Consider the following 24,323-nt stretch of genomic DNA (forward strand, 5'->3'; position numbering starts at 1 on the left):
AGATGGGTGCTCGAACTGATGGCGCGCTCGCCGTCTTCGTGCTCCTCGCCGTCGCCGTCGGGTTCGTCCTGACGAACGCCAGCCTCTCGAGGGGCGCGTTCGCACTCGGCGGGCTCGCCACGCTCGCATTCGAGGCCGTCACCGCCCGGAGAGCCGACGCCGTTCGCACCTACTGGGAGCGCCGGCCGGTACAGCTGGGGGCCGTCGCGCTCGCGCTCGGGTGCGCTCTCGTGGGCGCGGTGGTCGCCCCCTCGAGCGTGCTGTCGGCGATGGCGGGCGCGCTCGTGGCCTACCTGCTGTTTCTGGGAGCCGTCGTCAGTTCGGCTCGGTCCAGGTGGCTGTCGCGGTGACGCGCTCCCCGTCGATATCGACCGACCGCTCGTCCGCGGACACACCGAGGACGGTCACGAGTGCGTCCTCGTCCGGGTCGTCGACGAGGGCCGCGAAATCGCCGGTAGACGTTTCGGCGTCTTCGACGCGCAGCGACGAGACGACGCCGTCGGCGTCCGCGAGTTCCGCGAACGACCCGAACGCGAGACCGACGAGTCCCTCGTCGTCGGCCGCGCCGATTCGGTCGCCGTACTGCCCGACGGTGACGTCGCCGTCACCGGCGGCTTCGACCAGCCACGCGAACGCCTCCGAGTCGTCGGTCGCCCGGTCGGCGTCGCCCTCCCCGACGGCGACGGTCGCCTCGAGAACCGCCGTTGGATCGTCGGCGGTCCCGTCGACACCCTCGCCAGGGACGACGACGAGCGCGTCGTCGGCGACACCGATCGCCGCACCGTCGTCGGCCGCGACCGTCTCGTAGACCTCGTACCCGTCGGTTTCGCCCGTCCGCTCGAACTCCTCGATGAACTCGAGCGCTGGCTCGCCGGTCAGGTGGTCGTCCAGTTCGTCGCGGTCTATCTCTCCGGTCGCGACCAGCGCGTCGTCGATCACCAGCAGTTCCGCGACGGCCGACTCGAACGCGTCGGCTTCGAGGAGCCTGCCGAGACCGTACTGGGCGAGGTCGATCCCGACGAAGAGATACGCCTCGAGCAGCCCCTCGGAAGCGGGTGCAATCATCGGATCCGCGTCGTACTCCGGCGGCAACGTGTCCTCCTCGGCACCCGGCTGGACGGCCGCCAGTTCGTCTTCGACGTACCCCTCGAGAGCCGCCCAGTCGACGGCGACGAACTCGAGACCGTCGTCCTCGAGCGCGAGCCACCGGATGTACGCCGGCATCTGGTCGGGCGTGTCCTGTGCGTCGACGCCGACACAGCCTGCGAGTCCGCCTGCGAACACTGTCGCCGCCGTCGCGCCTGTGAACTCGAGGACGTCGCGTCGGTTCGGGACCATCGCTCGAGCGTACGCGGACGGGTTCGATATAGCCAGGGCCCTCGTTCAGGCGTCGCTGAGTGTCGCCACGCCGGTCTGGAACCGCCACGCGGTCTCAGATGTCCCGGCGGACGAAGACGGCGGTGGCGACGGCGACCAAGACGAGAAACGCCGCCAGCAGGACGCCGGCGTCCCCAAATGCGAACTTCTCGTGGACCAGAATCGCCGTCTCGTCGTAGTACCGACTCGGCGTCACCGCACCGACCCACTCGAGGTCCTCGTCCAGCCCGGAGACGGCGTCGACCAGCCAGAGAACGAACACGAGCGTGATTGCTGCTGCCCTGGCAGTTCGCGCTCGACTGATGGCGACCGAGAGCACGAGTCCGATCCCGGCACAGACCAGCAGGTACGGAATCGAGAGGAGGTGGACCATCGCGAGCGCGACGGGATCGAACGACTCGCCGATGACGAGCGCTCCGACGTAGACGATGGCTGGAACGCCGACGTTCAGGACGGCCAGCGGCACCCAGAGCGCGGCGACCTTCTGGAGGACGACCGACTCGCGCGAGACCGGATTCGAGAGGGTGAGGTCCATCTTCCGGTCGTCGATATCCGTCGCGATCAGCCCCGCACCGATGTAGGCGAAGTAGATGCCGACGAGGATCACCCAGAAGAACGAGTAAATCTCGGCGGCGATGAATCCCTCGATCGTGTGGAGCGCTTCGATCCCGAAGAGATCGAAGAAGAAGGCCGGAAACGCCTGCTCGAGCGCCTCCATCTCCTCGGAGAGACCCGGAAACATCGCGAAGTACAGCGCCGCCAGCAGGGCGAAGACGACGACGAGGACGACCGAGCCACGGACCCGCTTTCCCGACTCGACGCGGAGGATAGCCGTCGCGCTCCCGGCATCGCCCGTCGCCGAGGAGTCGGTTGCGCCGGCCGTCGCGACATCACCACCCGTATCCGGCGTCATCAGATATCCCTCCGGACGAAGACGACGAGAGCGATCACGATCAGTGCGAGAAACGCGACCAGCAGCAGTCCGGCGTCCCCGAACGCGTACTCTCCGTGAACCAGTATCGCTCCCGGATCGACGTACCGACTCGGCGTCGCCGCGCCGACCCACTCGAAGTCGGGGTCCATGTGTGAGAGACCGTCGACCAGCCAGAGGACGAACACGAGCCCCAGCGCCGCCGCCTGGGCGCTCTCGACGCGCTCGAGGACGACGGAGAGGACGATCCCGATCCCGGCACAGACCAGCAGGTAGGGGACGAGAAACAGGTGCGCCATCGCGAGCGCCACGGGGTCGAGCGACTCGCCGATGACGCGAATACCGACGGCTACGACCGCGAACAGCCCGACGTGCAACGCGACCAGCGGCACCCAGAGCGCGGCGACCTTCTGGAGGACGACCGACTCCCGTGAGACCGGACTCGAGAGGGTGAGATCCATCCGTCGCGTGCGGATGTCGTCGACGATCATCCCGGCGCTGACGTACGCGAAGTAGATGCCGGCGAACAGAATCCAGACGATGGAGAAGACGTAGCCGCCGACGAAGCCCTCGATCGTGTGGATCTCTTCGATTCCCAGTAGCCCGAGCAGGACCGGCGGAAACGCCTCCTCGACGAGTGCGGCTTCTTCCGCGAAGCCCGGAAAGACGGCGAGGACGAACGCCAGGAGCAGGGCCAACAGGCCGGTCAGAACGAGCGAGCTACGCACCAGTTGTCGGGATTCGGCGCGCAGAATCGCCGTCATTCTGCCTCCGTCTGGACAGGCTCTTCGTGATTCGTCGCCGCCGACCCGTCCTCCCCGTAGTAGTGTTTGAAAATCTCGTCCAGTTGCGGATCGGTGATCTCGATGTTGGCGATGTCGAACGCACCCAGATGGTCGACCAGCGCGTTGTACTCGCCGGTGTAGGTGAACTGGGCCGCGCTGTCGACGACCTCGAGGTCGATCATCTCGGGGGTCACGAACCGCTCCTCGTCGACCGGGTCCGTCAGGTGGATCCACACACGCTTGCCGCTTCGCTCCAACAGCGCGTCGATGTCCTCGAGCGCAGCCAGTTTCCCCTCCCGGATGATGCCAACCCGATCACAGACGCGCTGGACCTCGCTCAGGACGTGTGAGGAGAGGAAGATCGTCTTCCCCGCGTCGCGTTCTGCCTCGAGAAACTGGTGGAGTCGGTCCTGCTTGAGCGGGTCGAGTCCGGAGGTCGGTTCGTCGAGAATCGCGAGTTGCGGGTCGTGCATGAACGCCTGGACGATCCCGAGCATCCGCTTGTTCCCGTGCGAGTAGGTCTCGACCGGCTTCTCGAGCGGCGGGTGGAACAACTCGAGTAACTCGTCCCGTCGCTCGTCGCCACGCATCCGCGCGAAGTAGTCGAGCACCTGCCGGCCGGTGAGTCGCTCCTCGAACCCGAGCGAGTCGGGGAGGTAGCCGACAGCGGCCTTCCGTTCGGTGAGCGCCCGCCGGTCGCGAATATCCGCCCCGAGCACCGCCGCCGTCCCCGACGTCGGCTTGATGAGTCCGAGCAACAGGCGGATCGTCGTCGTCTTCCCCGCACCGTTCGGGCCGAGATAGCCGAATATCTCCCCGGAGCCGACGTCGAAGGTAACACTGTCGTTGGCGAGGACGTCCCCGTAGCGCTTGGTGAGGCCATCCATATGGATGGTTGACATAATAGTCGTACGACGCCGCGGTACTTGAAGCGGTAGCCGCCGTGGGTACCGTGAGGGGCGTCTCGAGTGGCACCTCGAGCGTCGAGCGCGCGGAACTCGAGTGCTATCGGCCGACCGGTGTGCTCACAGCACACCGTAGCCGGGAGAGAACGGGCGCGACGGACCCGGCGATGGGGCGATCCGTCGTCCGGTTCGGCGGTCGGAGTCGTCCCGTATCGGCTCGCTCAGACGCCTCGGCCCTGCAACTTCTCTTCTTCGGGGAGGTCGACGTTCGCATCGCCTTTCATCCCCTTGCCGATGTTCTTGCTGATCTCGGCGAGCGCCTCGGGGTCGTCCCAGTTGTTCACCGCCTGGACGATGGCGTCGGCCATCGCCTCGGGGTTCTCCGCCCCGAAGATACCGCTGCCAACGAAGATGCCGTCACACTCGTGGTGCATCATCAGCGCCGCGTCGGCGGGCGTCGCGATGCCACCCGCGGCGAAGTTGACGACCGGAAGCCGGCCCATCTCCGCGGTCTCGTGGACCAGCTCGGCGGGTGCGCTGATCTCGCGAGCGTAGGCTTCGCGCTCCTCGTGGGTCATCCCCTCGAGTTCGCGGATCGCGCCCTTGATCGTACGCTGGTGGTAGACGGCCTGGTTGACGTCGCCCGTCCCTGCCTCGCCCTTCGTGCGGATCATCGCCGCGCCCTCGTGGATGCGCCGGAGCGCCTCGCCGAGGTTGCGCGCGCCACAGACGAACGGCGCAGTAAAGTCGCGCTTGTCGATGTGGTAGGCGTCGTCCGCGGGCGTGAGCACCTCCGACTCGTCGATCATGTCGACGCCGACGGCTTCGAGGATCTGTGCCTCTTTCGTGTGGCCGATGCGCGCTTTGCCCATCACTGGGATCGAGACCGCCTCGACGATCTCTTCGACCTCCGCCGGATCCGCCATCCGGGCGACGCCGCCGCGTTTCCTGATGTCGGCGGGGACGGCCTCGAGCGACATGACGGCCACGGCACCGGCTTCCTCGGCGATGCGCGCCTGCTCGGGATTGACGACGTCCATGATGACGCCGCCTTTCTGCATCTGTGCGAAGCCGCGCTTGAGCAGGTCCGTCCCGCGACGTAACTGCTCGAGGTCGGTCTCTGCGCCGGATGTCTCGGTCATGTGCGAGCGTTCGTCTCGGTCGCACTTACGCGTGTCTGTTTCTCGTGTGCGTGCGTCTCTGTCGGCCGCCGCCGCTCGCCGATCGGTCGGATCGCTATCGTTTTGAGACCGCCCGCCCTCGAGTCGGCCAATGGGTGACTCGAGCGCGATTCCCGAGCGAGAACCGCTGGCACGATACGTCGCGCCGCTGCCGACGCGACTCGAGGACCTGGGGCTTCGCTACGCCTGGCTGGTGGTGGCGATCAACCTCGCGGGAACGGTCTTCGGCTTCTGGTACTACCGCCACCAGTTCACCGTCGAGCCGATGGTGATGTGGCCGTTCGTCCCCGACAGCCCGGTCGCCACGCTGTCGATCGCGCTCGCCATCGCCTGCTGGAAACTCGGTTACGAACTGCCCTGGCTCACCGCGTTAGCCTTCTTCGGGAACGTGATTCTCGGGCTGTGGACGCCGTACGTCCTGCTCGCGTTCGCCGACGTCTACGTCGCCCAGCTCCACCCCGCGATGTACCTCTTTCTGTTCTTCAGCCACCTCGCGATGGTGGTCCAGGCACTGGTCCTCCACCGGATCACCGACTTTCCCGTCTGGGCGGTCGCCGTCGCCCTCTGCTGGTACGGCGTCGACCTGATCGTCGACTTCTCCGTCCCTATCGTCGGCGAGCCACACCACACCCAGCTGCCGGTCGCCCGGGAGACGCCGATGTACCTCGGCGCGGACGCCCTCGGGGTCGCCGCGGCGGGCGCGACAGCGTTTACGCTCCTCGCGCTGTTTCTCGCGCTCGCGACGCGCGTCGAGAAACTGAAAGCCCGCGCTCGAGCGGACTGAGACGGCGCGCCACCTCGAGTGGATCCAACGGCGGAAAAACGACCAGCGCCGCCCGTCAACAGTGGTCCGTCACGTCGCGACGTCGGCTACAACTCGGGACCGACGGCGAGTTCGAGGTACGGCTCGAGCGAGCGCGCTGGCTCGAGGAGTTCGATCGTCTCCCGGATCGGGTCGTATCGGGCGACACCCGTATCGACCAGCTTCGGGAGGTGGTTGTGGTGGAGTCCGGTCGAGATGCGCTCGACCCGGTCGAACGTCGGCGTCTCCTCCCAGAGGGCGAGCTGTTCGGCGAGTTCGTCTAAGGGAACCGCGCCAACCTTCCGTGAGAGGTAGTAGAGCGCGTAGCGTCGACGCTGGTCGAGCAGCAACTCGAACACCGTGTTCGCGGGAAGCACTGCTTCGGTTCCGGAAATCTCCACGTCCGAGGTATCTGTCTTCATGATGTCCGTACTCAACTTACACGGCTTCTGACGGCTCGTCGACTCGCATTCGACTTCAGCGGAGTACAGCCGCTCGTTGGTCCATACCGGGCATAACCTTTTCCATATATGTGGACAGAGTGGCTGATACTATTGAAAAACAGAACCATATCCAGGAAGGTTGGCAACGGTTGTCGCGTTCGACAGCCATTCAGTACCCGTCCGTCCCGTCTTCGAAAACGGTGTCCTCGCGCGCCCGTCCGGTACACGAGTGGCGTCGGATCTGGATCGTCCAGTCCGGAACCGTCGACGGCGAGGGACAAATCTCCCAGGTTCCCTCCACTCTCGCCCCACGAGCGAACGCCTCGAGGACGAGCGCCTCGAGGTCACGCTCGAAGGCGACGGTCGCCATACTCGCCTGTTCGATGTCGTCGTCCATGACCATGGTGTCTCGATATCGCTACACACCAGAACCACCGGCCCGTGTGCGTATAGGGACCGAGTAGCAGCGCTCGGTATATAACGCCGCCGTCAGGATCGCCAGACTGTCTCGGCTGGCGACCGAACGGCGGAGAGCCGTGAGGAAAGAGACCGGGTGGTCAGCCGACGATGACGACCGCCGATTCGGTCTCGAGCATCTCACCGTCGCCGGAGTAGGTTCGCTCGAGCGAGACCTCGAAGAGGTCGTCCTCGAGGTCCTCGCCCGCGACCGAGAGGACATCGTGGTCCTCGTCGAGTTCGTAGGCACCCTCGTCGATGGCGGCGTCGATCTCACCGACTTTCGCGCCGTAGCGCGGCCCGAGCGTGGCGTACTCGAGGTCGATCGAGGCGACCTCGGTCGTGATCTCCGGCGGCTCCGCGAGCACCGCGAGCGTCTCGACGTGCATCACGTCACGGATGGCCGCCTCGAAGCCGGAGACGTCGCCGAAGACCGAGACCGACTCGAGGTCGGCGTTGAGCGGCAACTGGCGTTCGGACTTGTAGCGACGGAGCGCGGAGATGACCTCCATCGCAGTCTCGCCCGCCTCCAGGTCGGCGTCGTAGCCCGCGGGCGTCGGCCAGGACTCGGTGTGGATGCTCTCGAGGTCGTCACCGTCGGCGTAGACCGCCTGCCAGATCTCTTCGGTGACGTGTGGCAGGAACGGAGCCCAGAGCTGTAAGAAGGTGCGGTGGGCCGTCCGGAGCGCGTACTGCGTCGAGGCGCTGTCCTCGCGGGTCTTCGCGATCTCGAGGTAGTCGTCACAGAAGGTGTTCCAGAAGAACGTCCGCAGGAGGTTGCGCGCCTTCGCGAACTCGTAGGTCTCGAAGTGGGCGGTGAGCCGCTCGACGACGGCGTCGAGTTCGGCGAGCAGCCAGCGGTCGATCGACTCGAGTTCGTCGGGTTCTTCGGGGGTCGGCGGTGCGAGCGAGTCGATGAGCTTCGAGGCGTTCCAGAGCTTGCGGAGCAGTTTCTCCCCGGCGACGATGTCCTTCTCGGAGAAGGGGAAGTCGTCGCCGACGGCGGCGCTGGCCGCCCAGAAGCGGACCGCGTCGACGGGGTACTCGGCGAGCACCTCGCTCGGGTCGACGACGTTGCCCTTCGATTTCGACATCTTCTCGCGGTTCTCGTCTAAGACGTGGCCGTTGATCAGCACCGAGTCGAACGGCACCTCGCCGGTGTGTTCGTAACACTTGACGACGGTGTGGAACAGCCAGAACGAGATGATGTCGTGGCCCTGCGGGCGGAGGTCGAACGGGTAGAGTTCGGGGTTGGCCATGGTGAACTCGCCGTCCTCCCAGTCCCACCCGGCGTTGATCAGCGGCGTCAGCGAGGAGGTCGCCCAGGTGTCGAAGACGTCCTCTTCGGGTTCGAACTCGTCTGCACCACACTCCGGGCAGGCGTCGACCGGCGGGTCGTCGCTGAGCGGGTCGACCGGCAGGTCCTCGCGCTCGGCGAAGATCGGGTGGTCGCACTCGCTGCAGTACCAGACCGGGAAGGGAATTCCCGAGTCGCGCTGGCGGGAGATCAGCCAGTCCCACTCGAGACCCTCGATCCAGTGTTTGTAGCGCGTGAACATCTTCTCGGGGTACCACTCCATCTCGCGGCCCGCCTCGAGGTACTCGTCTCGGTGGTCGAGAATCTCGACGTACCACTGTTTCGAGACGCGGTACTCGACGTCGGTGTCACAGCGTTCGTGGACCTGGACGACGTGACTGATCTCGCGGCGGTCGCGGAGCGCCCCCACATCGTCCAGATCCTCGACGATGGCTTCGCGCGCCTCGTGGGTGCTGAGTCCCTCGTAGTCGTCGGCGAGGTCGGTCATCGTGGCGGTCTCGTCGATGGCGACGCGCAGCGGGAGACCGTGGGCCTGGTACCACTCGATGTCGTTCTGATCACCGAAGGTACAGCACATGACGACGCCGGTTCCCTTCTCCATGTCGACGCGCTCGTCTTCGATGATCGGCACCTCGTGGCCGAAGAGGGGGATGCGTGCGCGCTCGCCGACGAGGTCGGCGTTCTCCTCGTCGTCGGGGTGGACGAAGACGGAGACACAGGCGGGGAGCAACTCGGGACGGGTCGTCGAGATGACGAACTCCTCGCGCGGGACGTCCTCGCCGACCATCTCGAAGGCGATGTCGTTGAAGTGTGAGTCGCGTTCTGCGTCCTCGGTCTCGACCTGGGAGATGGCGGTCTCACACTCGGGACACCAGATCGCTGGCGCGTTCTTGCGGTACTCGCGGCCCTGCTCGTAGAGGTCGAGGAAGGAGAGCTGAGAGATGCGCTGGACGCGCGGCTCGATCGTCTTGTAGGTGTGACTCCAGTCGATCGAACTGCCGAGCGCCTGCATCTGTTCGGTGAACGACTCCTCGTAGGTCTCACAGACCTCGCGACACAGCTGCTGGAACTCCCGGCGCTCGTAGTCCTGGTGTCGAATGTCGAGATCCTGTTCGGTCAGGCGCTCGCTCGCGATGCCGTTGTCGTCGTAGCCGAAGGGAAAGAGGACGGGACCGTCCGCCATCCGCTGGAAGCGCGCGGCGAAGTCCTGGAGCGTCGAGCCGTAGAGGTGGCCCATGTGGAGACTGCCGGAGACCGTCGGCGGCGGCGTGTCGATGGCGTAGGCCGTGTTCGGGTCCGACGCGTCCGCCCCGTCCTCGTAGGCGTAGACTTCCTCGTCGACCCAGCGGCGTTGCCACTTCGGCTCGATGACCTCGGGGTCGTAGCCGCCCTCGAGCGAAGCGACGTCCTCGCTCGAGCGTTCTTCCGTGTCCATGCTCATGCTCTCACCGCCCGAATCGGGCGTCGGTACTGGCTGCAGTTCGGTCGCAACTGGTCTGCGTGTGCGAACATTGTGATTACTCGTTGTCGGTGAATACTGGTCCGGGACGATACATCCGTCGAAGTAGTGGTGTGAGGTGGGCCTAGGCGGGCCCTACGAACACGACGGCGCGCTCGACGCCGCGTCGGGTCCCGGGACCGACGGCGAGAGAGCCACCGGCGGCGGTGGAAACGTACGCGGTCATACCATCCGATAGTGAGGCGGCGCGTGTTAGCTGTTTCGTGTCGCCGACTCGAGTCGCGCCTCCTCGAGAGAGCTGGCTGTGAATCACGTCTCCCCGAGCGAGACGGGGGCGGATCACGCCTCGTCGACGGAGATGACGGCGAGACGTTCCGAGGTGTAGCGGACCTCGCCCTCGAGGTAGGCCGCCAGGCGGTCGACGTGTGCGCGGTCGTCCTCGTCTGCGAGTCGGAGGGTGATCCGGTCGTGTTCGGCGACGTCGCGCCCACCCTCGACGACGAGCGAGAAGAGTTCGCGCGGTGTGAGCGCCTCCCCCGCCGCCAGCCGTGTCTCGAGCGCCTCGAGCGTCGTGTTGACGGTCGTCTCGACCTCGAAGGTGACGTCGACGGAGACGTTCGTCGCCGACTGCTCGACGGCGTACGCTTCTTCGGCGCTCTGGACGGCGGGAACGAGCACGCGCTCGAAGTCGACGCCCTGTTCTTTCAGGCCGATGTAGGTGAACGCGAGCGCGGCGACGAGTGCGCGCCTGAACTCGCCATCGTCGCGTGCGCGTTCGAATATTAGGTCTCTGTCTTTGTGCTCGAGCAGGTGGGTGAAGAGATTGAAATCGAGGAAGCCGTCGGTGATCCGCCGGCGGATCCGGGCCTCGGCGTTGCGTTTCGACTGTGCGTGGCTCATCTCGACCTCGCCTAGCAGATACGCGCGGTCGGCGGGCGAGAGGATACCCCGGTCTCTGTCTGTGTCCGTGTTCATACTCGGAAACCGATTATACGACACCGGATTCGACCCGAAGCGCTATCAAGGTACGGAGTCGAGCGACGGAGTATGAGCCCGGACGTGTCGCGAGAGCGCGGTGGGGACCGACGGTGGCAGATCGGCGGTGACGGGTCACAGAGCCGGAGTGCGAGGTCTCCGGCGAGAGGTCGCCAGTGAGCGGCCAGTTAGCTGAGCGGTACGCGGACGTGATCGTCTCCCACAGCCGTCTCGTGATCGTTCTCCTCCTGCTCGCGACCGTCGTCGTCGCCGCCGGAGCAGTCGTCGGCGAGAACGAAGAGGGCGAGATCGGTGGCTTCGACGTCGACGCACCCGAAACCGACGCACTCGAGGAGATCGACGCGAGCTACGCGAGCGACGACGCCGTCGTCGTCCAACTCGTCGTCCGCGACGAAGGCGGCGACGTCCTCACACGCGAGTCGCTCCTCGAGAGCCTCAGGCTCCACCAGGCAATCCGTGAGAACGAGACGCTGAACGCGACCGTCGAGGAGATGATCGGACTCGAGACGCTCGTCGCCACCGGTGCGGTGTTCGAAGACCGGGCGGCGGCCGCGAACGGCCCGCCCGACACCGCGACGCCGACGCTCGCCGAACAGATCGAGGCGCTCGAGTCGCGAACCGACGCGGAGGTCGACGACCTGCTGGCCGACCTGCTGGACCCCGACGCGGACGCCCCGGGTGATCCCTACGAGTTCCTCCCCTCGAGCTACGAGCCCGGGACGACGGAAGCCGACGCCCGGCTCACCGTGCTCTTCCAGGTCGACGACAGCGAGGACGAAGAGGCGCCACAGGCGGCCTACGACGCCCAGATCGGCATCGAGGCGCTGTTCGAAGAGCGCTTCGATGACGGCTTCGTCTTCGGCCAGGGGATCACCGACGCCGTCACCTCGAGTGCGGTCGGTGACAGCTTCGCCATCATCACCCCCGTCGCGTTCGTCCTCGTACTGTTCGTCTTCGCCGTCACCTACCGCGACGTCGTCGACGTGCTGATCGGTCTCGTCGGCATCGCCGTCGTGATGGCCTGGCTCGCCGGCATCCTGGGCTGGCTCGAGATTCCGACCAGCCAGCTACTGATCGCCGTCCCCTTCCTGCTGATCGGGCTGAGCATCGACTACTCACTGCACGTCGTGATGCGCTCCCGGGAGGCGCGAACCGGGTCGCTCGAGCTGATCGACGACGAGACCAGCCCCTCGCGCGGGGTTCGCGGCGGGATGGCTCTCGGTCTCGTGAGCGTCGTCCTCGCGCTCGCGGCGGCGACGTTCTCGACCGGCATCGGCTTCCTCTCGAACGTCGTCAGCCCGCTCCCGGCGGTCCGGGACTTCGCGCTGCTCTGTGCGGCGGGCATCGTCGCCACCTTCGTCGTCTTCGGCGCGCTCGTCCCCGCACTAAAAGTCGAGGTCGACACCCTGCTCGAGGAGCGCTTCGGGCGCGACCGCCGCCTCCCCGCCTTCGGCACCGACACCGGCGTCGCGAATCGGCTGCTCTCGAGCGGCGTCGTGCTCGTCCAGCGCGCGCCGGTCGCGGTCGTCGTCGTCGCGCTCGTCCTCGCCGCTGGCGGTGCCTACGGTGCGACGGGCATCGACACGGAGTTCAACGAGACTGACTTCCTCCCCCAGGACGCCCCCGAGTGGGCGAAGTCCCTCCCCGGCCCGTTCGCCCCGGACACCTACACCATCGCCGACGACGTCGCCTACCTCGGCGAGAACTTCGACGAGCGAGGCGACGGCAGCCAGGTACAGCTGCTGGTCCGCGATGGCGTCACCGATCCGGCGACGCTCGAGTCGATCACCGGCGCGAGCGACGCCGTCGACGGCGACGGCACGATCACCGTCCGCGCCGACGGCACGGCCGCCATCGAGAGCCCGCGTTCGGTACTCGAGGAGACTGCCGCCGAGAACGACTCGCTCGCCGCCGCACTCGAGCGCTACGACGCACAGGCACAGCCCTCGAGTGACGACCTGGTCGCCCTCTACGACCTGCTGTACGCGGTCGATCCCGACGCGGCGGCGACCGTCCTCGCCCGCGGTGACGACGGGAGCTACGAGTCGGCGCGCCTGCTGGTGGGCGTCCGCGGTGACGCCTCGGCGCAGGCGGTCGCCGACGATTCCCGGGCGCTGGCGAGCGCCATCGAGTCGGGAACGGCCGCCACCGTAATCGCAACGGGCGGTCCCGTCGTGACGGCAGTCGTCCAGGACGCCTTACTCGAGACGCTCGTCCAGGCGTTCGCGATTACGCTGGTCGTCATCGGCGTGTTCCTCACCGTCCTCTACTGGGTGCGCGAGCGCGCGCTGACGCTCGGGGTGGTGACGCTCGCGCCCGTCGTCGCCGCGCTGTGCTGGCTGCTCGGCGTGATGGCGCTGCTCGGGTTGCCGTTCAACAGCGAGACGGCAGTCATCACCAGCCTCGCGATCGGTCTCGGCGTCGACTACAGCATCCACGTCGGCGAGCGCTTCGTCGCCGAACGCGACCGCCGCGAAGACCTCGGCGAGGCGCTCTCGGCGACGGTGACCGGCACCGGCGGTGCCTTACTGGGCAGCGCAGCGACGACCGCCGCTGGCTTCGGCGTCCTCGCGCTGGCGCTCGCCCCACCGCTCCAGCGCTTCGGCCTGGTCACCGGTCTCGCCATCGTCTTCGCCTTCCTGGCCTGTCTCACGGTGTTGCCCTGCCTGCTCGTGTTGCGCGAACGGGTGCTGGCCGCTCGAGCGTCCTGAACCACGGTACTCCCCTCCAATGGCCCGTGCGCCGTCCGGCCGACCACCGACTCGTCCAGTACGTCCGTATTCGGGCGCGTCGGGCTACTCGAAGCGGTTGTCACCGGAGTGAGCGCGCACCCAGAGTTCGCCGATGCGCGAGAGGCGCGTCCGGTAGGATTTGCCGTGTTCTTCGCGCTCGATGTAGCCCTTGCCGCCGGGACCCAGGCGGTCGACGTTGTAGATGACCTTCGAGCGGAAACTGTCGGTGTACTCCTCGTTGAGTTCGCGAGCGAGGGCCTCGGCGAGTTCCGAGACCGAGTCGAACTCGCCGTCCTCGCCGAGTTTGTAGAGGATGAACTCCTCGAAGGGTTTGACGCTCGAGAACGAGGCCACCGGCAACTCGACGATGTGTGCGCCGTCGATCTCCTTCGCGCCGATGGTCGTCCCGCGCTCGTCGAACTCGGCGAGGAGGTCGCGGGCGCTCTCGAGGCGCGTCTCGACGCGCTCGTCGTCGACACCGGCCGTGAGGAAGTCCTCGAGCAGCGCCGACTGAGCGCGCAGTTCCTCGGCGAGTTCGGTCTCTAAGTACTTCTCGGGGGCGGTGTAGTAGGTGTGGATGTGCTCGCGCTCGTCCTGGCGTTCGACCATCAGCGAGTGGGCGGCGGTGGCGAAGGCGAAACTCACCGTCCGGGGCATGGCGGCGACGTTGACCCAGACTTCGTTGCCCCGGTCGAGTTCGGCCGTGATGAGGTCGTAGGCCTGCTCGAACGCCTCGTCGTAGTCGTAGACGTCTTCGAGGACGAAGCGGTCCGTGGTCGCCCCCAGTAAGTTCTCGAAGTCCTTCGCGAGCTTTCGCGAGAGGTGACGCGAGTACTCGACGTTGGCCTCGCTCCCGACGGCACCCTCGAGTAAGATGACGCGGTCGACGTCACACTGATCGCGCACCAGCGGCGCGATCAGCCGGTCGTAGTCGAACCCGACCGGGACGATGTGCGTGTGCATACGGTACACTACGCCGGTGTGTTTATATATCCTGCAAGTACCGCTCCGCCCGTTCGCTACCGACGGATTCAGAGCCGACAGCCACACGGCGAGACGCGCTGGTCGCCGGGACCTCTGACGGTCACCAGCACCATCGGCTCACCACAGCGCGGACAGCGCTCGAGCGGTGAGTCGTCGGCCGCTTCGTCCGACTCCTCCAGTTCACCAGTCATCGGTCCTCCAGCAGCGGCGCGAGCGAGTGGATACGCGTGAGTGGGAGACGCATAGACTGCGAAGCTGGTCACTCGAGCCGGAAATTCCAGCTACTCGATACACACGCGGGCGAGCGTTACCACTCCGAGAACGGCAGTCTCGGCCGCGATGGCGGGCGTTTGCGAGATGTTTAAGTCTCGCCAGTCTGTTTGTTGTCATGGCGTTCGAGCCTCTCGGCTTGGAAGCCACGTCTCGGGTGCTTGGACACCCGGGGCATTTCTCGATGAACCCCCGTGGAGACGGTGGCTTCCAGTCTGTACGTTGACCTGTTCTGCCTTATAGCTACTGGAAACCGGCAGTGGTCGGTGGATCACCACTGGGAGGCATATCACGAGCGCCCGAGTGTCCGATCATCAACAGTTAAGATGAGCGAGCAGTAACGCTTCGATAATTGCCAATGCAACGACACACGAGGTGGAGCGTGTGAGTTTCGACCGGGACCGGCGTGACCGGTCGAACGACGAGAGTGAGCGAAACGAACGAACACGGCGCGCTCGAGTGCAGGCCCAGACCCAGCGCGGGGCGCGGCCGTACCAGTACCTGAACCGAGTGGGCCAACCCTCGCGCGACCAGGCGGCCATCCTCGATCAGATGATCCTGCGGCGTGGTCTCGAGAACGTCCAGGAGTTGGGCGAACGTGGTGAACTCCCCGAAGGCTGTAACACGCCGATGGGCGAACAGGTTCGCGTCGCTCGAGTGCGTAGCTCCTGGAAAGCGGGTGTCGAACTCGACACCGAGAGCGCGATGCGCTCGGTCCAGGCGCAGGTGGAGAGTGATCTCGCGGGTGAGACTACCACACCCGACGTGGTGCGGCGGGTAATTTCTCAGCCAGGGCGGCCGCTCGAGGGTCCCGTCCGCGAGGAGATGGAAGCGCGGATGGGCGACTCGTTTTCGGATGTCCAGCTTCACACTGGGCCGGAGGCCGCGAAGGCCGCGAGCGCACTCGAGGCGCGCGCCTTCACGACCGGCAACCACGTGGTGTTCAACCGTGGCGAGTACGACCCGGAGAGTCCGGAAGGGAAGTACCTGCTCGCGCACGAATTAGCTCACGTGCGACAGCAGACTGGCGGTCAGATCAGTATGCTCCCGCAGGAGGGAAGTTCGCTGGTCATCGACCCCGATCCCGAACTCGAGCGCGAGGCCGACGAGGTGGCGAGGAAGGCGCTCGAGGGTGAGGGGCCAGTGGTGGCTCACCGATTAGGGATGGATGTTCACGTACAACGGATTCCAGAGGAGAAGACGTTCGAGGCGTTGGCACTCTTCGAGAGCGAGAACGACAGCGGTGAGGTCAGCGAGTTCCGACAGGGCCAGAACGCCAACCGCATCGGCTTTCTCCACGGTGTCGCCGGTGAGGTCCTCGAGAAACAGGACGTTCAGAACCAGGTGAAAAAGAAAGAGTCGGTGCAGGCCGCTGCTTCCGAGTCACCCGTTGCGGCCGAACTGGCACAACGTGGTCCGTCTATCGGCGATCTCAAATCCGAAGTCGATGCCCTGGCTGCATCGGTCAATACCGACCTCTCGGACGTCGGTCTCACCGAGGACCAGCGACTCGAGTTACACGGCAACATCAGTACCGACCGGTGGGATAGCCTCTCCTGGTCGGTGGTCAAGGGTGTCCTCTCGGCGACGACACTCGGAACGTTCGTTGCAGCCTCTTCGCTCGCAGGGAAGGCGAAAGGCGTCGATGTCGACGAGATCGGAACGCAGGCAGTCGGCCGCGTTCGCCGCAGAGCGATCTCTGGCTGGGACGACGTCCGTCAGATCTGGTCGAACTCGAGCGGCTCGCTGGCTGAGCGCGCAAAACAGATCGAAAAAGAAATTCGTGCAGGCATCTGGTACGACGGCACGGATATGCCGGACAGTATTCCCGGCTTTGATGAGGGGAAATGACATGGATGCTCTCATTGGAGACGAAGACGACACCGGTGTTGGAATCAGAATAACCGATAACAACGGTGTGTACCACGGCATACACGTGGCTTACGATGGTGAGATAACGTTCCACAGCTGTGAGGAGTATCCCAACAACCCTGCCAAGCGCACCAGAACCCAGACCGAGTACGGTGAACAGGCCCGCCGCTACGCACAGTGGTACGTCTACCGCGAGCGCGGCTACGACACCGTGCCGTCGACGGAGAACCCCGACCGGATTCTCGCCGCCCTGTTGGCACTGACGCGCCTCTCGAGCGAGGCGTTCGCGGCGTCGTTCGGCGACCTCGAGAGGCAGTTGCGGAGCCACTACGACGGCTCGAAAGTCGAGTTACCGTTCGCCGATGCCGACCCGGATGGGGCGATCGTCTACCGGCAGGACCTCTATCTCGAACCGGACCCACTCGAGTTCGACCCGCCGGTTCTCGAGCAGTTTCGGGCTCACTTCGATGGCCCACTCGACTCCTCGCTGTTCACCCAGGCCGGTGACCTGACCGACGACGACCTCGACGCACTCGAGTTCGACCTCGAGGCGGTTTCTGGGCTGGGCTATCTGTACAACGACGGCCGTGGTAGCCAGCAGACGATTCCCACCGACCAGCCGCTCGAGCGGGCACCGGACGCGCGGATCGAACTGCTGGCGTTCGACCCCGAGGAGGTCGACTCCTTCCAGCACTACCTCGTCTCACATCTGGCCTACCAGATACGTGACCGCTTCCTGTTGATGGGGCTGACGCCCCCGGCGGCGTTTCAGGCCCAGGGCTGGGGCACCTACGACGGTTTCCAGGCACAGACGTTCTGTGACCTCTACGAGGAGTACTGGTCGCCGGAGGCGACGATCACCTCCTGGGACCCCTCTTAGGTGTCTCGATGGTGTGTCTACTCGAGCGCGAAGCGGACGAGGTGGCGAGGAAGGCACTCGAGGGTGAAGATCCGGTGGTGGCTCACCGACTGGGGATGGATGTCCACGTACAACGAATTCCAGAGGAGAAGACGTTCGAGGCGCTGGCACTCTTCGAGAGCGAGAACGACAGCGGTGAGGTCAGTGAGTTCCGACAGGGCCAGAACGCCAACCGCATCGGCTTTCTCCACGGTGTCGCCGGTGAGGTCCTCGAGAAACAGGACGTTCAGAACCAGGTGAAAAAGAAAGAGTCGGTGCAGGCCGCTGCTTCCGAGTCACCCGTTGCGGCCGAACTGGCACAACGTGGTCCGTCTATCGGCGATCTCAAATCCGAAGTCGATGCCCTGGCTGCATCGGTCAATACCGACCTCTCGGACGTCGGTCTCACCGAGGACCAGCGACTCGAGTTGCACGGCAACATCAGTACCGACCGGTGGGATAGCCTCTCCTGGTCGGTGGTCAAGGGTGTCCTCTCGGCGACGACACTCGGAACGTTCATCGCGGGCTCTTCGCTCGCAGGGAAGGCGAAAGGTGTCGATGTCGACGAGATCGGAACCCAGGCAGTCGGCCGCGTTCGCCGCAGAGCGATCTCTGGCTGGGACGACGTCCGTCAGATCTGGTCGAACTCAAGCGGCTCGCTGGCTGAGCGCGCAAAACAGATCGAAAAAGAAATTCGTGCAGGCACTTGGTACGATGAAGACGGATCTCAGGGTGTTGGGAAAGGTGGGGTTGTCGAACGATGAAAGCAGTGATCACTGGTGAAAATGCTGAGCGGATAGGTGTAAATCTCCTCGACAATAACGACGTAGAACACGTTATAGAGATGGAATTCGATGGCGCAATCAAATTCCACAGTTGTGAGGAGTATCCCAACAACCCTGCCAAGCGCACCAGAACCCAGACCGAGTATGGTGAACAGGCCCGCCGCTACGCACAGTGGCACGTCTACCGCGAGCGCGGCTACGACACCGTGCCGTCGACGGAGAACCCCGACCGGATTCTCGCCGCCCTGTTGGCACTGACGCGCCTCTCGAGTGCGTCGTTCGAGGCGTCGTTCGGCGACCTCGAGAAGCAGTTACGGAGCCACTACGATGGCTCGAAAGTCGAGTTGCCGTTCGCCGATGCCGATCCGGACGGGGCGATCGTCTACCGGCAGGACCTCTATCTCGAGCCGAACCCACTCGAGTTCGACCCGCCGGTTCTCGAGCAGTTTCGGGCACACTTCGACGGCCCACTCGACTCCTCGCTGTTCACCCAGGCCGGTGACCTGACCGACGACGACCTCGACGCACTCGAGTTCGACCTCGAGGCGGTTTCTGGGCTGGGCTATCTGTACAACGATGGCCGTGGTAGCCAGCAGACGATTCCCACCGACCAGCCGCTCGAGCGAGCGCCGGACGCGCGGATCGAACTGCTGGCGTTCGACCCCGAGGAGGTCGACTCCTTCCAGCACTACCTCGTCTCGCATCTAGCGTACCAGATACGCGACCGCTTCCTGTTGATGGGGCTGACGCCACCAGCGGCGTTTCAGGCCCAGGGCTGGGGCACCTACGACGGTTTTCAGGCACAGACGTTCTGTGACCTCTACGAGGAGTACTGGTCACCGGAGGCGACGATCACCTCCTGGGACCCCTTCTAGGAGCCTCAATGAGTATGAAAGCAACGCTCGAGGCGCGTACCCTCACGAGAGCAATCACGTGGATTTGTGCATCTGCCGCTAGCAATTACTCCGGGAACGCATCGTCAAGAACCCGCCGTCTGTACGCCTGATCGACCCCGGCCCGATAGACTAACGGCTCGTGAGAGTCGCGATACGGTGACCAGCTCGCGCGGTCTAACTCGTCGTGAACGGCATCGATCCACGCCCGCCGGAATGGGCGGTCGACCATCCGTTTCGGTTCACCCTCGTATTCGACCCAGTGAGGTGTTCCTCGAGTGCTGCCGCCGGAAGAGAACTCGTAATATCCGTCCGCCGCCTCGAGTAGTTCGTCTGCGTTCTCGGTGTCGTTCGGAAGAATAAACCCCGTCCGGGGGTCGGGGGAGAAGAACGCACCCAACACCATTCGGCGGTTGACCGAGATGCTGATCCGATTTTTCTGCGGGATCGACGTTACCAAATGCCCATCGTCCGTCGTCAATCCCGTTGCGGCGATCAGGTCACCCAGCAGTTCGAAGAACGCATCGGCCCACTCCCTGCTGGGTGCCATTGCCACTCGTTTCACGACCGCCTCGTGGGCGTCGTCGTGTGCGTCCGTGGGTTCTCCTACCGACGGCTCGAGGGGCACGACATAACTCGCGTTAACTCGAGGAGCGTTCGAGGAGAGAGGCGCTGTAGATGGAGTGTAGGTGAAAGAGGCTGGAGGTGACGCACGGACGAACGTCTCGAGTTCGTCGGGGTCGGCCGGATCACTCTCCGACCAGAGGCGGGCGAACCACTCTCGAAGTTCGGTGACCGTCTCGTCGTCCTCGAACAGGACCCCCACCTCCGTTCGCTTTCGTATCCCCTTCTCGGTGAGGTTCGCAGAGCCAACGACCGCTAGATCCTCGGAGAGAACCACTTTCGCGTGCAGGTTTTCGAAGTGATGGATTCGGTCCCGGTGCGCTTCGAGTAGTGCCGTGATTTCCGTCCGTGAATCGCCGTGGAATGCCTCGATCCACGCCTCTACGTCGGTGAGAATACGCCACTCGTCGACGGTTCGCAGGACACTCTTCAGATAGGTTGGCCCGATGTACGGGCAGGCAATCCACACCTCGTCGGACGACGCCACGTTACGAATCGCCTCGTCGAACGGTGATTCACCACCCTGATAGCTCGTTTCGGAGTGATAGAGTAACCGGCTCATTGGCGACAGTACCGACCGAATCCCCTAAACTCCCACCCGTCGACTCAGAGCCGACAGCCACACGGCGAGACGCGCTGGTCGCCGGGACCTCTGACGGTCACCAGCACCATCGGCTCACCACAGCGCGGACAGCGCTCGAGCGGTGACTCGTCGGCCGCTCCGTCCGACGCCTCCAGTTCACCAGTCATCGGTCCACCGGTGTACGTGTCATCGATTGCTCCCAGTCCATCAGTCGTCGCCTCCGGTGGCCGCCGGCTCGAGCGGGCACGCGCGGATGGTGGGTGCCTGGACCACGGAGACGGCTGTGTGGGCCACGGAGGCGGGCACTCGAGCCGGAAATTTCAGACGGTCGATACACACGCGACCGAGCGTTACCACTGCGAGAACGGCAGTCTCGGCCGCGATAGCGGACGTTTGCGAGATGTTTAAGTCTCGCCAGTCTGTTTGTTGTCATGGCTGTCTAAACCGGGTCGTTGGTTTGGAAGCCACGTCTCGGGTGTTCTGGCACCCGGGGCATTTCTCGATGAACCCCCGTGGAGACGGTGGCTTCCAGTCTGCACGTTGACCTGTTCTGACTTATAGCTACTGGAAACGGTCAATGGCGGGCGCGAGAGCGGCCAAGCGGGCGGTACGCTCGAGCGGACGGCGGAGACAGGGCAGCGCTCGTTTGCTCGAAGTGAGCGGTATAGCGAGCACTCGATGCGCCAAATGTACCGCGTGCGGGTCACGATAGAAATCGTCTCGTGTTTACTAACAGTCTCGAGGTGATCGTTAGTGACTGGTTCCCCCGTCACGTGGTGGGGAATCTTCTTCGAACCGGACCGTAGTGGCAGCCGGGTGAAAATACGTTCAATATATATTACAGTACTCGACCGAATTCAGTACGCTTAATGTATCCATCTCCGTATCTGATCGCATGTACGACCTGACCGGGTTTCAGCGCGACCTGTTGTACGTAACGGCCGGACTGCACGAACCGCACGGACTGGCGATCAAAGACGAACTGGACGACTACTACGAGAAGGACATCCAGCACGGGCGTCTCTACCCGAACCTCGACACGCTCGTGGATAAAGGCCTGCTCGAGAAGGGCGAGGCCGACCGGCGCACCAACGTCTACGCAGTGACCCGACGCGGCCGCCGCGAGATCGAAGCGCGCCGCGACTGGGAGACGACCTACATCGAAGAACTGCTCTCGTCCTGAGCGAGTCACGGGTCGGAGCTGTGAGCCCCATCAATCGGCACCGATCCCTTCGAAGTATCGAGACGGACGTTCGTCGGGCGCAGGCGACGTCAGCAGGGAGACGACGACGGTAAGCACCAACCCGAGTCCCATGCCGACGAGTCCCGGCGTCCAGCCGGCGTACGTTCCTGGAAAGACCGTCGTGAGAGCCATCGCGAGCGCCGACAGTGCGCCCGCGAGCATCTCGAGGACAGTTCCCGTGAGCGACGCCTCGAGCGACGCGAGTGCGCCGACGAGCGCGCTGGAGAAGAGGCTGGTGAAGTAGAACGCCTGTGCGCCGGCGATGCCGACGAGGATGCCCGCCCGTGTGGTTCGTCGCCAGTAGAGGGCGACGATCACGGGGAGGGCGAGCTGGGCGAAGCCGCTGAAGGCGGCGTCGCCGATCTCGAACAGGGTCGCGGGGTTGTAGAGGCTGGCGACGAACGTCGCGAGTGCGAAGCAGACGACGCCGACGCGGGCGATGAAGTCCTCCCGGCGTTCGGAGAGGGTCGCGTCGACGAAGGGACGGTAGAGGTCCCGGGTGAAGTAGGAGGACCCGGAGAGCAACATCGAGTCGGAGGAGGACATCATGGCGGCCATCGCGCCCGCGATGACGAGTGCGGCGAACCAGGGCGTGGTGAGTTCGTCGAGAATCGCGGGGAGGACGTTGCCGTCCGCGCCCGCCTCGACGCCGAGTCCCTGCGCCCAGACGGCGAGCATGAACGCGGGGAGAAAGAGCAACAGACAGAGGATCGGCCAGAGGGCGAACGAGCGTTTGAGCACCGTCTTCGACCCCGCAGCGAAGAAGCGCTGGTTGACCTGCGGGAACATCGCGACGCCGAAGCCGATCGTGATCGCCGTCGAGAGCATCCACTGCGGGGTGTAGAGACCGCCACCGAGTGCGAGGAACTCGCCGTAGTCCGCCTCGAGCGTCGCCGTCGCCGCGCTCGGGCCGTCCACCGCGGCGAGCACCCACAGGAGCGCGACCCAGACGGTGACGAGCATGAACGCCCCCTGGAGCGTGTCGGTCCAGGCGATGCCGCGCATGCCGGCGGCGACGACGTAGACGATCATGAAGACGGTGATCAGGCCCGCGCCGAGGGCGTAGGAGACCGCGCCGCCCGTCAGGGCCTCGAGCGCCGTCCCCGCGCCGACCTGCTGGAGCATGACGTAGGGGAAGAGCCAGACGAGGCTGACGCCGGCGACTAAGCCGCGGAGACGTCTCGAGGCGAAGCGGTCGCCGAGCATCTCGCCGAGGGTGACGTAGTCGTACTGACGGCCGAGCAGCCACTGTTTGTAGCCGACGACGTACCAGAGGATGCCGAAGATGATGCCGTCCATCAGCCCCATGACGAGGATGAACTCGGGACCGTTGGCGTAGGCGATGTTCGGCCCGGCGAAGAAGGTGAACGCAGAGAGCAGCGTCGCGAACGTCGTAAAGAGGAGGACGACGGTGCCGAGGGTGCGACTCGCGAGGTAGAAGTCCTCGGCGGTGCGGTCGGTACGCTGGTAGGCGTAGAGACCGATGGCGAGTGCGAGCAGCAAGTAGCCGACGATGATGCCGATCTGGAGACCGACGGTCACCGCGAGCCACCCCCGTCCCCCACACTGGCCGTCGCGCTGGCGCGCTCACTCGAGTCCGCGGTCTCGACCCCGAGACCCCACGCCCGCCGTGCGAAGAGCCAGAAGACGGCCGACGCGAGGACCATCCAGCCGACGTGCCACCAGAGCCAGAGCGGCAGGCCGAAGACGACCGTCGACGACCCCCAGAGGAACCAGGGAATCGCCAGCGCACAGAGGACGACACCCACCGTGGCCCAGCCAACGAGTTCGCGTCGCCGATGCATGCAAGCGCCTAGCAGACTGCTCTGGGTAACCTTTTCTATCTCGCTGTGAGATCCGTGGCTACCCGGCTGGTTTCCCCCACCCCGTCGCAGTCGGTCGATTTCACCAAGGTAAAAGACGAGTTTCACGTATGGAAAGGAGTATACGTGTCGTGGAACGAGCTGGTGGGTATCGAATGGCGCGCCTGTTTCCGATCCGTTCTGAGGCCCCCGCGAGAGAGGGGACGCCGCGAGTCGTCGACCTCGAGGACGAAGACGCCGACGCGGTCTTCGGCGCGCTCTCTTCGACGACCGCCCGTCGGATCTACACCCACCTGAGCGACGAACCCGGGACGCCGAGTGACGTCGCCGAGGCGGTCGACACCTCGATCCAGAACGTCCGCTATCACTTAGAGAAACTCGAGGACGCGGGCCTGATCGAGGTGGTCGACACCTGGTACTCCTCGCGCGGCAACGAGATGAGCGTCTACGCGCCCGCGAACGGGCCGCTGATCGTGACGAGCGATCGGTCGGCGGCGACGCAGTTGCGCGACGCCCTCTCGCGGTTTCTCGGCGGGGTCGCCGTCCTCGCGGTGGCGAGTTTGCTCGTTCAGGTCGGTCTCGTGCGCGCCCTCTCCTCGACGGGATCTGCCGGGTGGTTCGCCGGCGGTGACGACGCTGGGTCTGCGAGCGAGGGCGACGAACCGATGACGGCGACAGAGCGGAGTGAAACGTACGAACGGGACGAAGCGCTCGAGACAGAGACGGTCGACGACGGGGACGACAGCACCGACGTAGAGGTGACCGCAGACGGCGGCGGCGATGGGTTCAGCATCAACACGGTGGAGTTCGCGACAGAGGGTGGACCCGAGACGACGGACGCGGTCATCGTGACACTACCCCCGGGGCTGCTCTTCTTCCTCGGTGGACTGCTCGTACTCACCGTCGTCACCGCCCTCTGGTACCGCCGGGCGCGCCGCGTCGACGCACGACGCTGACCGGCGG

24 protein-coding genes are annotated in these 24,323 nt (G+C 65.1%); 9 read left to right on the forward strand and 15 right to left on the reverse strand.

The window, feature by feature from the left end; genetic code table 11:
- The first annotated feature begins 2 nt into the window (after window positions 1–2).
- The gene (locus N0B15_RS02140; protein WP_263017699.1) at window positions 3–350 is read left to right on the forward strand and encodes a hypothetical protein; all 348 of its coding nucleotides are present in this window, start codon (window positions 3–5) and stop codon (window positions 348–350) included.
- On the opposite strand, the gene N0B15_RS02145 is transcribed toward N0B15_RS02140, so the two are convergent.
- The 5 genes from N0B15_RS02145 to pdxS all read right to left on the reverse strand — a co-directional run bounded on the left by N0B15_RS02145 (window position 316) and on the right by pdxS (window position 5,140).
- Window positions 316–1,338, reverse strand: coding sequence for a hypothetical protein (locus N0B15_RS02145; RefSeq protein ID WP_263017701.1), 1,023 nt, complete (start codon window positions 1,336–1,338; stop codon window positions 316–318). The genes N0B15_RS02140 and N0B15_RS02145 overlap by 35 nt on opposite strands.
- Before the next feature lie 94 nt (window positions 1,339–1,432).
- Complete coding sequence (locus tag N0B15_RS02150) at window positions 1,433–2,290, reverse strand: ABC transporter permease subunit (protein WP_263017702.1); 858 nt, start codon at window positions 2,288–2,290, stop codon at window positions 1,433–1,435.
- A complete protein-coding gene (locus N0B15_RS02155) occupies window positions 2,290–3,072 on the reverse strand; it encodes an ABC transporter permease (protein WP_263017703.1) in 783 nt (260 codons plus the stop codon). The genes N0B15_RS02150 and N0B15_RS02155 overlap by 1 nt, the downstream gene beginning before the upstream one ends.
- Window positions 3,069–3,995: an ABC transporter ATP-binding protein gene (locus tag N0B15_RS02160; RefSeq protein WP_263017705.1), complete on the reverse strand. Its 927-nt coding sequence runs from the start codon at window positions 3,993–3,995 to the stop codon at window positions 3,069–3,071. The genes N0B15_RS02155 and N0B15_RS02160 overlap by 4 nt, the downstream gene beginning before the upstream one ends.
- A gap of 224 nt (window positions 3,996–4,219) precedes the next feature.
- On the reverse strand, window positions 4,220–5,140 hold the full coding sequence (gene pdxS, locus N0B15_RS02165; RefSeq protein WP_263017706.1) for a pyridoxal 5'-phosphate synthase lyase subunit PdxS: 921 nt from the start codon (window positions 5,138–5,140) through the stop codon (window positions 4,220–4,222).
- Window positions 5,141–5,270: 130 nt separating this feature from the next.
- Between pdxS and N0B15_RS02170 the strand changes: the two genes are divergently transcribed.
- Window positions 5,271–5,963 (forward strand): DUF1405 domain-containing protein, encoded by a 693-nt coding sequence (locus N0B15_RS02170; RefSeq protein WP_263017707.1) that lies wholly within the window; start codon window positions 5,271–5,273, stop codon window positions 5,961–5,963.
- Window positions 5,964–6,049: 86 nt separating this feature from the next.
- Here the strand turns inward: N0B15_RS02170 and N0B15_RS02175 are convergent, their stop codons facing one another.
- The 4 genes from N0B15_RS02175 to N0B15_RS02190 form a co-directional block, all read right to left on the reverse strand.
- The gene (locus N0B15_RS02175; protein WP_263017708.1) at window positions 6,050–6,403 is read right to left on the reverse strand and encodes a DUF7344 domain-containing protein; all 354 of its coding nucleotides are present in this window, start codon (window positions 6,401–6,403) and stop codon (window positions 6,050–6,052) included.
- Between the two features lie 190 nt (window positions 6,404–6,593).
- Complete coding sequence (locus tag N0B15_RS02180; RefSeq protein ID WP_263017709.1) at window positions 6,594–6,821, reverse strand: hypothetical protein; 228 nt, start codon at window positions 6,819–6,821, stop codon at window positions 6,594–6,596.
- Window positions 6,822–6,981: 160 nt separating this feature from the next.
- The gene (locus tag N0B15_RS02185) at window positions 6,982–9,639 is read right to left on the reverse strand and encodes a valine--tRNA ligase (RefSeq protein WP_263017710.1); all 2,658 of its coding nucleotides are present in this window, start codon (window positions 9,637–9,639) and stop codon (window positions 6,982–6,984) included.
- A 357-nt stretch (window positions 9,640–9,996) separates the two neighbouring features.
- Window positions 9,997–10,632: a DUF8102 family protein gene (locus tag N0B15_RS02190; RefSeq protein WP_263017711.1), complete on the reverse strand. Its 636-nt coding sequence runs from the start codon at window positions 10,630–10,632 to the stop codon at window positions 9,997–9,999.
- A gap of 176 nt (window positions 10,633–10,808) precedes the next feature.
- Between N0B15_RS02190 and N0B15_RS02195 the strand changes: the two genes are divergently transcribed.
- Window positions 10,809–13,364, forward strand: a complete 2,556-nt coding sequence (locus tag N0B15_RS02195) for an efflux RND transporter permease subunit (RefSeq protein ID WP_263017712.1) — start codon at window positions 10,809–10,811, stop codon at window positions 13,362–13,364.
- An 84-nt stretch (window positions 13,365–13,448) separates the two neighbouring features.
- On the opposite strand, the gene N0B15_RS02200 is transcribed toward N0B15_RS02195, so the two are convergent.
- Window positions 13,449–14,348, reverse strand: a complete 900-nt coding sequence (locus N0B15_RS02200) for an HFX_2341 family transcriptional regulator (RefSeq protein WP_263017713.1) — start codon at window positions 14,346–14,348, stop codon at window positions 13,449–13,451.
- A gap of 68 nt (window positions 14,349–14,416) precedes the next feature.
- Window positions 14,417–14,560: a hypothetical protein gene (locus N0B15_RS02205; protein WP_263017715.1), complete on the reverse strand. Its 144-nt coding sequence runs from the start codon at window positions 14,558–14,560 to the stop codon at window positions 14,417–14,419.
- A gap of 463 nt (window positions 14,561–15,023) precedes the next feature.
- Here N0B15_RS02205 and N0B15_RS02210 point away from each other — a divergent pair, with 463 nt between their 5' ends.
- Genes N0B15_RS02210 through N0B15_RS02225 form a run of 4 tightly spaced genes read left to right on the forward strand, consistent with a single transcriptional unit; the run spans window position 15,024 to window position 19,069 of the window.
- The gene (locus N0B15_RS02210) at window positions 15,024–16,490 is read left to right on the forward strand and encodes an eCIS core domain-containing protein (protein ID WP_263017716.1); all 1,467 of its coding nucleotides are present in this window, start codon (window positions 15,024–15,026) and stop codon (window positions 16,488–16,490) included.
- A 1-nt stretch (window position 16,491) separates the two neighbouring features.
- Window positions 16,492–17,391 (forward strand): DUF7958 family protein, encoded by a 900-nt coding sequence (locus N0B15_RS02215; protein ID WP_460691606.1) that lies wholly within the window; start codon window positions 16,492–16,494, stop codon window positions 17,389–17,391.
- Between the two features lie 8 nt (window positions 17,392–17,399).
- A complete protein-coding gene (locus N0B15_RS02220) occupies window positions 17,400–18,173 on the forward strand; it encodes a hypothetical protein (RefSeq protein WP_263017719.1) in 774 nt (257 codons plus the stop codon).
- Window positions 18,170–19,069, forward strand: a complete 900-nt coding sequence (locus N0B15_RS02225; RefSeq protein ID WP_425494204.1) for a DUF7958 family protein — start codon at window positions 18,170–18,172, stop codon at window positions 19,067–19,069. Before N0B15_RS02220 ends, N0B15_RS02225 begins: the two co-directional genes overlap by 4 nt.
- 85 nt (window positions 19,070–19,154) lie before the next feature.
- On the opposite strand, the gene N0B15_RS02230 is transcribed toward N0B15_RS02225, so the two are convergent.
- A complete protein-coding gene (locus tag N0B15_RS02230; RefSeq protein ID WP_263017721.1) occupies window positions 19,155–20,273 on the reverse strand; it encodes a phospholipase D-like domain-containing protein in 1,119 nt (372 codons plus the stop codon).
- Window positions 20,274–20,317: 44 nt separating this feature from the next.
- The gene (locus tag N0B15_RS02235) at window positions 20,318–20,461 is read right to left on the reverse strand and encodes a hypothetical protein (protein ID WP_263017722.1); all 144 of its coding nucleotides are present in this window, start codon (window positions 20,459–20,461) and stop codon (window positions 20,318–20,320) included.
- A 728-nt stretch (window positions 20,462–21,189) separates the two neighbouring features.
- On the opposite strand from N0B15_RS02235, the gene N0B15_RS02240 reads away from it, so the two are divergent.
- Entirely contained in the window at window positions 21,190–21,477 is a 288-nt protein-coding gene (locus N0B15_RS02240; protein WP_263017723.1) for a PadR family transcriptional regulator, read from the forward strand.
- A 30-nt stretch (window positions 21,478–21,507) separates the two neighbouring features.
- Here N0B15_RS02240 and N0B15_RS02245 read toward each other — a convergent pair whose 3' ends face one another.
- Together N0B15_RS02245 and N0B15_RS02250 are read right to left on the reverse strand one after the other, a co-directional pair.
- A complete protein-coding gene (locus N0B15_RS02245) occupies window positions 21,508–23,079 on the reverse strand; it encodes a sodium:solute symporter family protein (RefSeq protein WP_263017724.1) in 1,572 nt (523 codons plus the stop codon).
- Window positions 23,076–23,342: a DUF3311 domain-containing protein gene (locus tag N0B15_RS02250; RefSeq protein ID WP_263017725.1), complete on the reverse strand. Its 267-nt coding sequence runs from the start codon at window positions 23,340–23,342 to the stop codon at window positions 23,076–23,078. The genes N0B15_RS02245 and N0B15_RS02250 overlap by 4 nt, the downstream gene beginning before the upstream one ends.
- Window positions 23,343–23,515: 173 nt before the next feature.
- On the opposite strand from N0B15_RS02250, the gene N0B15_RS02255 reads away from it, so the two are divergent.
- Window positions 23,516–24,316, forward strand: a complete 801-nt coding sequence (locus tag N0B15_RS02255; RefSeq protein WP_263017726.1) for an ArsR/SmtB family transcription factor — start codon at window positions 23,516–23,518, stop codon at window positions 24,314–24,316.
- Window positions 24,317–24,323: the final 7 nt, after the last annotated feature.

The organism is Natronobiforma cellulositropha, from assembly GCF_025629245.1.
GTDB classification, from domain to species: domain Archaea; phylum Halobacteriota; class Halobacteria; order Halobacteriales; family Natrialbaceae; genus Natronobiforma; species Natronobiforma cellulositropha.